Here is a 13,183-nt window from a genome sequence, read left to right as displayed (position 1 = left end):
GTACTTTAATAATAATCATAAAAAAAAGACCTCGTTTATATCTATAAACGAGGTCTTTTTATTGATCGTAATTTATATCTTTTAATGAATAAATTCTTCTATTTTGTCATTTGGAATAAAACCTTTTAACATTAAGAAAACACCACAAACAATTAAGATAATTCCCATAATTTTTTTAACTCTAAAGATTACCTGTGGAGTCATTCTGTTTTTGAGTTGTTTTGCCAAAAATATTTTCCCTAGATCTGTCATAAAATAGCCTAGTAAAACGGTTCCGAAATACCAAAAAATAGCATTTTGATCCATCTTTAAAGTAGGTCCAATAACTAAAACAGTTCCCAACCAAAAAGCTAAAACACCTACGTTTATAAAGTTTAAAAAGAAACCTTTAAAGAAGAGTTTAAGGTAATTATTCTTAATGGGTACTTTTACTATTCTTGCAGACTCTAAAGCATCTTTTTTGTTCTGTTTCTCTAAATAGGTTATCAACCCATAAATGATCAAGACAAGTCCTCCTAAAAAGAATAATCTAGGGTCGTCTTTTATTTTTTCTAACAAAGACCTACTTCCGTAATAAGCAATTAAAATAAAACACAAATCTCCTAAAATTACCCCTAGATCAAAAACAATTGCAGCTCTAGCACCTTTTAAAATACTGGTTTGTATCAGCATAAAAAAAACAGGCCCTATCATAAAAGCCATAAAAAAGCCAATGAAAAAAGCATTTTTAAAGTCGTAAATATCCATGAGTTAAAGATAATTATTTAATTATAAAAAGAAAATTTTAACCTCTTACCGTTGCGTATATTATTTAGTATTGTTCTTCAATTTTTTAAGCATACCTTTTTAAAGGTCATCAAAATCGATTGCAATTTTAGGTGTTGTTGGGTATGCTTGACAAGCCAACACAAAACCTTCTTCAATTTCACTGTCTGTTAAAATAGAGTTTTTAATCATTACTGCTTTACCTTCAGTAACTTTACACAAACAAGAACTGCAAACCCCCCCTTGGCAAGAATAAGGAGCATCTAAATGATTGCGCAAACTTGCTGCTAAGATATCATCTGTCTGCGACATTGTAAACGTAGTTTCTTCATCATCTAAAAGAACTGTAATTTCAGTTTGTCCTTCTTTAACTTGCGCAACCTTTTCTTTATCTACAGAAGCTGTAAATAATTCGAAATGAATGTTTTCTTTTGCTATTTTATTTTTCTCTAAAGTTTTAGAAATGTCTTTTATCATTTCTTCTGGTCCACATAAAAATGCAGCATCAAAAGAAGTTTCTTTGTACATGTTTTTTACAAAGTAGTTGGTAACGTTTCCATCAATTCTACCGCGTAAGCCATTTTTTACATTCTCTCTACTGTAAATATAATGCAATTTAAATCTGTCTGAATACGTTTCTTTTAATTGTTCTAATTCTTCAAAAAAGATAGTGTCTGCAATCGATTTGTTACCATACACCAATGTAAAATTAGAAGTTTTCTCTGTTTCTAAAACAGTTTTCACCATCGATAAAATTGGTGTAATTCCAGAACCAGCTGCAAAACCAATGTAATTCTTATTTGCTTCAGCGTCTAATAAAAATCGACCATCGGGAGTAGAAATTTCGATTTCATCCCCCACTTTTAAGCTAGTTGTAGCGTACGTAGAAAACAAACCATCTGCTACTTTTTTAATAGCAACTCTAATTTCTCCACTACTAGGCGTAGAACAAATAGAATATGCTCTTCTAACTTCCTCGTTATTTATTGCTGTTTGAAGTGTAATGTATTGTCCCGAGTTAAATTTAAATTCTGATTTTAAATTCTCAGGTATCTTAAATACAACAGAAACCGCATCTACGGTTTCTTGTTTTATTTCTTGTATGTTTACTTTATAAAATTCTGCCATAAATGTGTTAGACTAAATTATTCTCAACTAAATATTCAGCTATTTGAACTGTGTTAGTAGCAGCCCCTTTTCTAAGGTTATCTGCAACAATCCACAAATTTAAGGTATTTTCTTGAGATTCATCCCTTCTAATTCGCCCAACAAAGACTTCGTCTTTATTATGCGCATTAATTGGCATCGGATATAGGTTGTTTGCCAAATCATCTTGTACAATAATTCCTGGAGAATCACTTAATATTTGACGCACCTCTGCCAAATCAAAATCATTATGAAACTGCACATTTACAGCTTCCGAATGTCCACCAGCAGTAGGAATTCTAACCGCAGTTGCTGTTACAGAAAAAGAGTCATCACGTAAAATTTTCTTTGGTTCTTTTACCAATTTCATTTCCTCTTTTGTGTATCCATTTTCTAAGAAAACATCACAATGAGGCAATGCATTTCTACCAATTTTATGAGGATATGCCATTTCACCATCAATACCAGCTTCTTCATTATCTAGTTGCTGCACTGCTTTTACACCCGTGCCAGAAACAGATTGATAGGTAGAAATAACCACACGTTTCATTTTGTATTTAGTATGCAAAGGTGCCAAAGCCATTACCAACTGAATGGTAGAGCAATTCGGATTTGCAATAATTTTATCATCCTTTGTTAATACGTCTCCGTTAATTTCTGGAACCACCAATTTCTTTGTAGAATCCATTCTCCAAGCAGAAGAATTATCGATAACTGTAGTACCAATTTCAGCAAATTTTGGCGCCCATTCTAAAGAAGTATCTCCACCCGCAGAAAATAAAGCAATATCTGGGGTCATTTTTAAAGCCTCTTCTAAAGTTACAATGGTGTATTCTTTACCTTTGTATGCTAATTTTTTACCAGCAGATCTTGCAGATGCTACAGGAATTAATTCTGTTATTGGTAAATTACGTTCTTCTAAAACTTTTAACATTACTGTGCCAACCATTCCAGTTGCGCCAACTACAGCTACTTTCATCTTTTATAAATTTTGATACTGCAAAGATGCTAAAAAAAACGATGAATTAAATGACACAAAACGTTATAAATCAGCTAAAGTTTAAAATTGAATAAAGAATTTTTGTAATGTTTAAAATTAAACAACTTATAATTGAATTTGAATAAATCAACCTTTCATTTTTTTCTTTTTGAAGCTATTTCCAGCTTTCCGCACTCGCTTTTTTTGTCTAAAAAGCCAAAAAAGAGCTCGAACAAATGCTTCAATCTGGGCTAAATTTGTTTGTTAATGTCATTGAGAGGCACGAAGCAATCTCTCAATTAATTAGCAGCTTGTTTCGTCATTATTGCTCGTAATGACGGGTTTTAAGATAAAAATTGTAATTTTGTACTCGATTTAAGTTCTGATCTTAAAATCAATCAAAAATAAAGTTTAACCTAATTAGTATAGCATGCAACTGTACAATAAGTTAAGCGCACTAGAACGCGCTGCCCTAATAGATGAAGCCGGTAAAGACCGCATCACCATTTCTTTCTATCAATATTATAAGATAGAAAATCCTCAATTATTTAGAGACAAGTTATTCCTAGAATGGAACGCTTTAGACGTTTTGGGTAGAATTTATGTTTCTTTCGAAGGTATAAACGCCCAATTATCTGTTCCGTCAGAAAATTTCTATGCTTTAAAAGACCAATTAGATAGTATTTCTTTTTTAGAAGATATCCGTTTAAATGTTGCCGTAGAACACGATAATAAATCGTTTTTAAAACTCAAGGTAAAAGTGAGAAACAAAATTGTTGCCGATGGTTTAAATGACCAGACTTTTGATGTAACCAACAAAGGAGTGCATTTAAATGCCGAAGAATTTAATAAAATGTTGGCAAATCCAGACACGGTTTGTGTAGATATGCGTAACCATTACGAAAGTGAAATTGGTCATTTCGACGGAGCAGTAACTCCGGATGTAGATACGTTTAGAGATTCTTTAGATATTATAGAAGAAGATTTAAAAGACAATAAAGAAGACAAGAATTTGTTAATGTATTGTACTGGCGGAATTCGTTGTGAAAAAGCCTCTGCATATTACAAACACAAAGGCTTTAAAAACGTTTTTCAATTAGAAGGCGGCATTATAGAATACACACGTCAAGTAAAAGAAGAAGGCGTCGAGAATAAATTTATTGGGAAGAACTTTGTGTTCGATCACAGAAGGGCAGAAAGAATTACAGACGATGTAGTTTCTAATTGCCACCAATGTGGTAAAGCTTGTGATGAGCATACAAACTGTGCAAACGAAGCGTGTCATTTATTATTTATTCAATGTGATGATTGTTCAGAAGCGATGGAAAACACCTGTTCTACAGATTGCCAAGAAATAATTCAATTGACTTTTGAGGAGCAAAAAGAATTAAGAAAAGGTAAAGGAAACAGTAATAAAATCTTTAAAAAAGGACGAAGTGAAGTTTTGAAATTTAAGAAGTAACTTATTTATAAGTAAATATATAAAAGACCTCAATTTTGAGGTCTTTTTTTTGTCAAAAAAATCCCTTTTAGGTGTCAGCGAGATTTCATATATTTACTGATTAGACTTTGTCAAATCGCTTTTTTGTAGTGGCTTGATAATCAAATTATGAACCAAACAGTAGTTCGGTTTTCGGTATTCGTTTTTAGTAGAGATTGCTAAGCGCTAGTTACGGTTAACTAATTACTAAATAATATATAAATCACATGGCATGTGGAAATTGTGGTACAACAGAAGATGGCGTACCAAAAGGTTGTAAAAGTAATGGTAATTGTGGGTCAGGAACCTGTGGAAGTGGTAGTAATAAACTAGCCGTTTTCGACTGGTTATCTAACATGACGTTACCAAGCGGACAAGAAAGATTCAATATTTTTGAAGTCCGATTTAAAAACGGAAGAAAACATTTTTATAAAAACCCAGATAACTTACCCATAACAATGGGAGATATTGTTGCTGTAGAAGGATCTCCAGGACATGATATTGGTACGGTTTCTTTGGCAGGAGAATTGGTGAAAGTGCAAATGAAAAAGCACAAAATTACCGAAGATCATGAAGACGTAAAGAAAATTTACAGAATAGCATCTCAAAGAGATATTGATATCTGGCAACAAGCGAGAGGGAAAGAAGAAGAAACTCAAAAAAAAGGAAGAGAAATTTTAGGTCGTTTAGGGTTGCAAATGAAACTTTCTGATGTAGAATATCAAGGAGATGGTAATAAGGCAACTTTTTACTATACAGCAGAAACAAGAGTAGATTTTAGACAATTAATTAGAGATCTAGCGAGTGCATTTTCTATTCGTGTAGAAATGAAGCAAGTAGGCGCAAGGCAAGAAGCTGCGCGTTTAGGAGGTATTGGTTCTTGCGGTAGAGAACTGTGTTGTTCTACTTGGTTAACAGATTTTAGAAAAGTAACCACATCTGCAGCTCGTTACCAGCAATTATCTTTAAACCCTTTAAAGTTAGCAGGACAATGTGGTAAACTTAAATGTTGTTTAAATTTTGAATTAGACACGTATTTAGATGCTTTAAAATCGTTTCCGAAGCAAGATTTAGTTTTAAAAACTGAAAAAGGAGAAGCTGTTTTTGTAAAGATGGATATTTTTAAAAATCATCTTTGGTATACCTATAAAGAAGAACGTTTTAAGTGGTTTCGTTTAACATTAGAGCAAGTTTTAGAAATCATAGAACTGAATAAAAATAATGAAAAATCTGCTACGTTAGAAGAGTATGAGGCAGATGTAGAAATTGCTGTAAAAGTAGATTTTGAAGACGCAGTTGGGCAAGATAGTTTAACTCGTTTTGACTTACCAAAAACAAGCAAACGAAAAAATAATAGAAATAAGAATAAGAAAAAACCTGTTGGAGCAGTTGCAAATAATACGCAACAAAAACCAAATGCAAGAAAAAAACCACAGGCAAAGCCACAAAACAAAACGCAACAACAAAACAAACCTCAGCAGCAGAATAAGCCGCAGTCTCAAAACAAGCCAAAATCTAGGCCGAAACCAAGACCAAACCCAAATGCAAACGCAAAACCAGCCTCAAAAGCGAAGCCAGATACAGTTTCGAAGCCTAATGTAAAAGAAAATACAGACACAAATAAGCCTAAAGGCGAGGTAAAAAAACCGAATAAACCAAGAAAGAACAACAATAGAAATCGTACAAACAACACTCCTAAAAATGGAAGCGATTCAGAAAAATAAATTTTTAGCGTTTGTACTAGTTTCAATTTTAATGATTGCATGCAATGATATTTCAGAATTTAATCAATACAAAACATTAGAAAATAGTTCTTGGAGTTCTGGAGAAAAAATAACTTTTAATTTTGAAGTAAAAGATACTATTTCTCCTAAAAACTTGTTTGTAAACATAAGAAACAATACAAAGTATGAATATAGTAACCTGTATGTTATTACGGAATTAAAATTCCCGAATAATGGCGTGGTCATAGATACATTACAGTATGAAATGACAGACGTATCAGGCAAATTCTTAGGAGATGGTTTTTCTGGAGTAAAGGAAAATAAATTATTTTATAAAGAACGTAAAGTTTTTCCTTTTGCAGGGAATTATACATTAACTATAAGACAAGCAATGAGAAAAAATGGAGAAATTAATACTATTGAAAACCTGCAAGGAATTAAGGATGTTGGTTTTAGCATCGAAAAAATAAATTAGATTTTCGTTTTCACGGGAAAGACAAATTAATGAAATCTCAATGTTATTGAGCAATAGTTTTTATTATGACAAAGAAAGAAACAACAAGTTTTAAAAAATATTTAAAGTGGTTTTGGGGAATTGTTTTAGGAGGTTTTACCTTCATTTTAGTATTATTTTTATATACAGCTTGGGATCCTTTTGATGCGTTGCCCTCATTTGAGGAATTAGAAAATCCGCAAACAAATTTAGCAACAGAAGTTATTTCTATAGATGGTAAAACAATTGGTAAGTATGCAACAGAAAACAGAACACCTATAAAATTTAAAGAGTTGCCAACCAATTTGGTAAATGCTTTAGTGGCTACGGAAGATGAACGTTTTTATGAGCATTCTGGTATCGATTTTAAAGGAACCGCAAGAGCAATTTTAAAACCAGGAAGTGGTGGTGCGAGTACAATTACGCAGCAGTTAGCTAAAATGTTGTTTACAGGAAGAGCATCTAGAAATATAGTTAAAAGAGTGCTGCAAAAAGCTAAAGAATGGGTGGTTGCTACGAAATTAGAGAGACAGTATACCAAGGATGAAATTATTGCCATGTATTTGAATAAATACGATTTTTTAAATCAGGCAGTAGGAATTAGATCTGCAGCAAGAATTTATTTTGGAAAAGAACCGAAAGAATTAGATTTAAGTGAATCTGCAATGTTGGTAGGAATGTTAAAAAACTCTTCCTATTTTAATCCTTTAAGAAGAGAAGAAAAGGTAAAACAGCGTAGAAATGTGGTGTTAAAACAAATGACACGTAGCGAGTATATTACAAAAATTGAAAAAGACTCTCTTCAAAAATTAGATTTAGGATTAGATATTCATAAAGAAAGTCACAAAGATGGTGCTGCAACTTATTTTAGAGGTCATTTACAGAAGATAATGCGCACATGGGTTCAAGAGAATCCAAAACCAAACGGAGAACAATATAATATTTTCGAAGATGGTTTAAAAATCTATGTAACGCTAGATTCTAGAATGCAACAATATGCAGAAGAAGCGATAGATGAACACATGTCTAATTTACAAGAATTCTTTTTTAAAGAACTAAAAAAGAATAAAACGGCCCCTTTTTACGACATTGATAAGAGCCAGATTTCAGGAATTATAAACAGAGCGAAAAAAAATTCTGACAGATATAAACGTCTAGAAAATGTAGGGAAATCATCAAAATATATAGAAGAAGTTTTTAAGAAAAAGACAGCAATGAAAGTGTTTTCTTACAAAGGAGATTTAGATACCATTATGTCTCCGAATGATTCTATAAAATATTATAAATACTTTTTACGTTCTGGTTTGTTATCAATAGAACCACAAACTGGGCACATAAAAGCGTGGGTTGGTGGTGTAGATTATGAACATTTTAAGTTTGATGCAGTAGAGCAACAAAAAAGACAAGTGGGCTCTACCTTTAAACCATTTGTATATGCAACTGCAATTAATCAATTAAAATTATCTCCATGTGATCAGTTTCCGAATATTCCTTATACAATTCCCAAAGGGAAATACGGAATTCCAGAAGCTTGGACTCCAGAAAACTCGAGTCCAATATACGGTGAAATGTTAACTTTAAAACAAGGTTTGGCAGGTTCTGTAAACACCATGTCGGCAAGATTAATAGATATGGTTTCGCCAGAAAATGTAGTTCGTTTAGCAAAATCTGCGGGTATAGAAAGCGATATTCCAGCAAACCCATCAATTGCTTTAGGAGCCGTAGAATTATCATTATTAGAAATGGTAAGTGCATACTCTACTTTTGCAAATAGAGGTTTGCGCGTAAGTCCAATGATTATTACTAGAATTGAAGATAAAAACGGAACGGTTTTAGAAGAATTTGCACCAAAAACGCAAGAGGTTTTAAGTGAAGAATCTGCGTACGTAGTTTTAAATTTACTAGAAGGCGTTACACAATCTGGTTCTGGTGCAAGGTTACGTTCTAATTGGACTTCTTACCCTAAGATAGTAACGGGTTTTCCATATAAATTGACCAATGCAATTGCTGGTAAAACAGGGACAACTCAAAATCAATCAGATGGTTGGTTTATGGGAATTGTACCAAACCTAGCAACCGGAGTTTGGGCTGGTGGAGAAGATAGAGCTACGCATTTCCCTGGAATTAGTTTTGGGCAAGGAGCAACAATGGCGTTGCCTTCTTGGGCATTATTTATGCAGAAATGTTATGCAGATAAAGATTTAAACATAAGTAAGGAAGCGTTTGAAAAGCCAGAAAATTTATCAATAAACATTAATTGCGATGAGGAGGTTGATAAAAAAGGCAAAGATATTAAAGAAATAATACCAGAAGAAGATACAGATTTCTAGTTCTGAATTTGTTTTAGAATCTCATAAAAATTAATTCGTATGATTAATAAAAAAGTAAATAACGTACAAGAAGCTTTAGAAGGCGTAAAAAGTAAAATGACCTTTATGTTAGGTGGTTTTGGTTTGTGCGGAATTCCAGAAAATGCAATTTCAGAATTGGTAAAATTAGACGTTAGAGAGGTAACTTGTATTTCTAATAATGCTGGTGTAGATGATTTCGGATTGGGATTATTGCTTCAAAATAAGCAAATTAAAAAAATGATTTCTTCTTATGTGGGTGAGAACGATGAATTTGAAAGACAAATGTTGTCTGGAGAGTTAGAAGTAGAATTAACACCACAAGGAACGTTAGCAGAAAAATGTAGAGCTGCACAGGCGGGTTTTCCTGCTTTTTACACACCTGCAGGGTATGGTACGGAAGTAGCTGAAGGAAAAGAAACAAGAGAATTTGATGGTAAAATGTTTGTTTTAGAGCCTGCATTTAAAGCAGATTTTGCTTTTGTAAAAGCGTGGAAAGGGGATGCTGCAGGGAATTTAGTTTTCAAAGGAACCTCAAGAAACTTTAATCCGAATATGTGTGGCGCAGCAACAATTACAGTTGCAGAGGTAGAGGAAATGGTAGAAGTGGGTGAGTTAGACCCTAATAACGTTCACATTCCAGGAATCTTTGTACAAAGAATTTTTCAAGGAAAAAATTATGAAAAAAGAATTGAACAACGAACAATAAGACAAAGAGACTAATTATGGCTTTAGATAAAATAGGAATTGCAAAACGAATAGCACAAGAAGTTCAAGACGGATTTTACGTGAACCTAGGAATTGGAATTCCTACGTTGGTTGCCAACTATGTAAGAGATAATATCGAAGTTGAGTTTCAGTCTGAAAACGGTGTTTTAGGCATGGGACCTTTTCCTTTTGATGGCGAAGAAGATGCCGATATTATAAATGCAGGAAAGCAAACCATTACAACCATGCCAGGAGCAAGTTTTTTTGATTCGTCCATGAGTTTTGCGATGATTCGTGGTAAACACGTAGATTTAACTATTCTTGGAGCAATGGAAGTTTCTGAAAACGGAGATATTGCCAATTGGAAAATTCCCGGGAAAATGGTGAAAGGAATGGGCGGCGCAATGGATTTAGTTGCCTCTGCAGAAAATATTATCGTGGCAATGATGCATTCTAATAAACGTGGTGAATCTAAAATATTAAAAAAATGTTCTTTGCCTTTAACAGGTGTTGGTTGTGTTACAAAAGTGGTTACAAACTTGGCGTTTTTAGAAGTTAAAGACAATGCTTTTCATTTATTAGAAAGAGCTCCTGGGGTTTCTGTTGAAGAAATTAGACAAGCAACGGAAGGAACCTTGGTTGTAAATGGAGAGATTCCTGAAATGAGTATTTAGATTGAAAAAATTAAAACCATTTATTCCTTTTTTATTTCCAGTTTTAGTTGTCCTTTTTGGGTTGATTATTTATAAGGTTTTGGGATATGAACCCAATGTATACACCATTATTATAAACATTGGTTCGGCTTTTATTTTATCACCAAGAATAAAAAAGATTCCTAAAGAAAACGGAACCGAAGAGCAGTTAAGTTGGCTTTTTTATAAAAAGATATTGAAGTAATATGAAGTTATTTAAAAAGATATTTTGGTTGATAAATCCGATATTAATTGTTGTTTTTATGTTGACAATGGACAAGGTTTTTAACATTCAAGAAATTTGGATGAATAGCATTATTTCTGTGCTTCTTGCCTTTATTTTATCACCCAGAAAAAAGATAATCCAAACTCAAAATGGAAAAATAAAACAAATTACTTGGTTGTTTTTAAAGCAACCAGTACTTATAAATAAATAAAATACAAGAGTATTTTTTTCTAAGGAAAGAAATAAAAAGAAGCCTTTATGAAAATAATATCTTACAACGTAAACGGAATTAGAGCAGCCCTAAAAAAGGGGTTTATAGAATGGTTAGAAGCGGCAAAACCAGATGTAATTTGTATTCAAGAAACAAAGGCGCACAAAGAACAATTAGATCTATCTGAGTTTGAAAATGCAGGTTATAAATACCACTATTGGTTTTCTGCTAATAAAAAAGGGTATTCTTCTGTGGCTATTCTTTGTAGAGAAAAACCAAATCATGTTGAGTATGGAACCGGAATTGAAACCATGGATTTTGAAGGAAGAAATCTTCGTGTAGATTTTGATGATGTTTCTGTGATGAGTTTGTATTTACCTTCTGGAACAAATTCTGAAAGGTTAGATTTTAAGTTCACTTTTATGGATGAATTTCAAGAATACATCAATAATCTAAAACAAGAAATTCCGAATTTAGTTATTTGCGGAGATTATAATATTTGTCATGAAGCGATAGATATTCACAACCCCAAAATGAAAGGTGTTTCTGGTTTCTTACCAGAAGAAAGAACTTGGATAGGAAATTTTATGAATAACGGATTTATAGATAGTTTTCGTTATTTAAACCAAGACAAACAAGAGTATTCTTGGTGGAGTTATAGAGCAAATTCTAGAGCCAATAATAAAGGGTGGCGTTTAGATTACGCCATGGTTTCTGCGCCATTAAAAGATAACATTTCTAGAGCTTATATTTTACCAGAAGCAAAACACTCCGATCATTGCCCAATTGCTGTAGAATTAGACCTTTAAAATAAATAAAAGCTATCACATAAAAATATAGTCTGTATTTCTATGTGGTAGAAAAATTATAGAGTTCTCGAGAGGTTTTATTAGACTTCGACTGCACTCCATCAGACAAATGTTTTATGAAAAAAATCCTCCTATTATTCCTTTTTACTACAAGTGTTTTTGCGCAAACGCCAAAAGAGACAATTCCTAAAAAAATAACACAAGCAGATTTATTTTCTGATTATGATATTGTGTTGATCGATAGCTTGTTAATGGATACAAAATACAAGTCTCCGTTATATGAAACACCAACCTATATTATAAAAGATGCAGAAACAAAAGATGTTTCTAATGTGGCATTATCTACAGAGGTTTTAAAAGAAAGATTGCAAAATATCAATTCAAAAACTCCTTTTCATATTGCATACAACCCTGCATTAGAAAAAGTAATAAAATCTTATTTAAAATATAGAAAAAGGTACTATCCAGCTTTAATGGCAAAGGCAGTATATTATTTTCCAATGTTCGAGAAATACCTAGATCAATATGACATTCCGCTAGAAATGAAATATTTAGCAATTGTAGAATCTGCTTTAGATCCTACGGCAAAATCTAGAGTTGGCGCAACAGGTTTGTGGCAATTTATGTACCCAACAGGTGTGCAGTACAATTTAAAGGTAAGTTCTTATGTAGATGAGCGTCAGGATCCTGTAAAAGCAACAATTGCTGCATGTAAATATTTATCTGATTTATATAACATCTTTGGAGATTGGGATTTGGCATTGGCAGCCTACAATTCTGGTCCGGGTAATGTTGTGAAAGCCATAAAACGTTCTGGCGGTTACAGAAATTATTGGAATATTCGTCCGTTTTTACCACAAGAAACAGCAAGTTATGTACCCGCATTTTACGCAACGATGTATCTGTTTGAATATCAAAAAGAGCACGATTTAATTGCAGATGCACCACAAATACGTTATTTCGAAACAGATACCATTCACGTTAAAAAGACTATTAATTTCGATCATGTTTCAGAAACTACAGGAATAAGTTTAGAATTAATTCAGTTCTTAAACCCGTCTTTCAAGTTAGATATTATTCCTTTTGTTGAAGGGAAAAATTATGTAATTACGTTACCAAGAAAAAATTCTTTCAACTTTATCGAAAACGAAGCTGCTATTTATATGTTAGCAGAAGCAGATGCTTCTAAAAGAGAAAAACCTTTGCCAAAGTATTTTGAAATGGATAAGCGTATTCGTTACAAAGTAAGAAGTGGCGATTTTTTAGGGAAAATTGCGAATAAATTCGGCGTAAGAGTTAGCGATATAAAACGTTGGAACCGAATGAAAACAAGTCGATTAAAAATAGGACAACGTTTAAGTATTTACCCTAAAAAGATGGCAATTACTAAATCTTCGGTAAAAGTTTCATCAACAAAAAATAAAGTAAAAACTACTCAAAAAGGAGCGTTTGAAACCTATACAGTAAGAAAAGGAGATTCTCTTTGGATGATCTCTAAAAAGTTTGAGAATGTTTCTATTGATGAAATTAAAAAGTGGAACAATATTTGGAGTGTTAAAAGTATAAAACCAGGAACCAAACTTAAAATCTATAAAAGCTAAT

The 13,183-nt window shown here is 32.7% G+C and carries 13 protein-coding genes; 10 read left to right on the top strand and 3 right to left on the bottom strand.

The genetic code is table 11. The annotated features are described in order from the left end of the window. Nucleotides 1–81: 81 nt before the first annotated feature. From ES045_RS00775 to ES045_RS00765, 3 genes are all read right to left on the bottom strand, one after another. On the bottom strand, nt 82–747 hold the full coding sequence (locus ES045_RS00775; protein WP_147110888.1) for a LysE family translocator: 666 nt from the start codon (nt 745–747) through the stop codon (nt 82–84). Nucleotides 748–846: 99 nt separating this feature from the next. After that, on the bottom strand, nt 847–1,893 hold the full coding sequence (locus ES045_RS00770; RefSeq protein ID WP_147110885.1) for a ferredoxin--NADP reductase: 1,047 nt from the start codon (nt 1,891–1,893) through the stop codon (nt 847–849). Nucleotides 1,894–1,900: 7 nt separating this feature from the next. After that, on the bottom strand, nt 1,901–2,890 hold the full coding sequence (locus tag ES045_RS00765) for an aspartate-semialdehyde dehydrogenase (RefSeq protein ID WP_147110882.1): 990 nt from the start codon (nt 2,888–2,890) through the stop codon (nt 1,901–1,903). A 430-nt stretch (nt 2,891–3,320) separates the two neighbouring features. Between ES045_RS00765 and ES045_RS00760 the strand changes: the two genes are divergently transcribed. The 10 genes from ES045_RS00760 (at nt 3,321) to ES045_RS00715 (ending at nt 13,182) form a co-directional block, all read left to right on the top strand. Then, on the top strand, nt 3,321–4,352 hold the full coding sequence (locus tag ES045_RS00760; protein ID WP_147110880.1) for a rhodanese-related sulfurtransferase: 1,032 nt from the start codon (nt 3,321–3,323) through the stop codon (nt 4,350–4,352). Nucleotides 4,353–4,597: 245 nt separating this feature from the next. Continuing rightward, nucleotides 4,598–6,094, top strand: a complete 1,497-nt coding sequence (locus tag ES045_RS00755; protein WP_147110878.1) for a stage 0 sporulation family protein — start codon at nt 4,598–4,600, stop codon at nt 6,092–6,094. After that, nucleotides 6,072–6,569, top strand: a complete 498-nt coding sequence (locus ES045_RS00750) for a gliding motility lipoprotein GldH (protein WP_147110875.1) — start codon at nt 6,072–6,074, stop codon at nt 6,567–6,569. Before ES045_RS00755 ends, ES045_RS00750 begins: the two co-directional genes overlap by 23 nt. A 65-nt stretch (nt 6,570–6,634) precedes the next feature. Beyond that, complete coding sequence (locus ES045_RS00745; protein WP_147110872.1) at nt 6,635–8,917, top strand: penicillin-binding protein 1A; 2,283 nt, start codon at nt 6,635–6,637, stop codon at nt 8,915–8,917. Between the two features lie 39 nt (nt 8,918–8,956). Then, entirely contained in the window at nt 8,957–9,658 is a 702-nt protein-coding gene (locus ES045_RS00740) for a CoA transferase subunit A (RefSeq protein ID WP_147110869.1), read from the top strand. Nucleotides 9,659–9,660: 2 nt separating this feature from the next. Beyond that, nucleotides 9,661–10,317, top strand: a complete 657-nt coding sequence (locus tag ES045_RS00735) for a 3-oxoacid CoA-transferase subunit B (RefSeq protein WP_147110866.1) — start codon at nt 9,661–9,663, stop codon at nt 10,315–10,317. A gap of 1 nt (nt 10,318) precedes the next feature. Further along, nucleotides 10,319–10,540 (top strand): hypothetical protein, encoded by a 222-nt coding sequence (locus tag ES045_RS00730; RefSeq protein WP_147110863.1) that lies wholly within the window; start codon nt 10,319–10,321, stop codon nt 10,538–10,540. A 1-nt stretch (nt 10,541) separates the two neighbouring features. Beyond that, complete coding sequence (locus ES045_RS00725) at nt 10,542–10,772, top strand: hypothetical protein (RefSeq protein ID WP_147110859.1); 231 nt, start codon at nt 10,542–10,544, stop codon at nt 10,770–10,772. 47 nt (nt 10,773–10,819) lie between these two features. Continuing rightward, complete coding sequence (locus ES045_RS00720; protein WP_147110856.1) at nt 10,820–11,581, top strand: exodeoxyribonuclease III; 762 nt, start codon at nt 10,820–10,822, stop codon at nt 11,579–11,581. 116 nt (nt 11,582–11,697) lie between these two features. Then, nucleotides 11,698–13,182: a lytic transglycosylase domain-containing protein gene (locus tag ES045_RS00715; protein WP_147110853.1), complete on the top strand. Its 1,485-nt coding sequence runs from the start codon at nt 11,698–11,700 to the stop codon at nt 13,180–13,182. Nucleotide 13,183: the final 1 nt, after the last annotated feature.

The organism is Polaribacter sp. IC073, assembly GCF_007997075.1.
In the GTDB taxonomy this organism is placed as follows: domain Bacteria; phylum Bacteroidota; class Bacteroidia; order Flavobacteriales; family Flavobacteriaceae; genus Polaribacter.
Note: the sequence above shows the minus strand (reverse complement) of the source record. Positions and strands in the feature narration are given on the sequence as shown.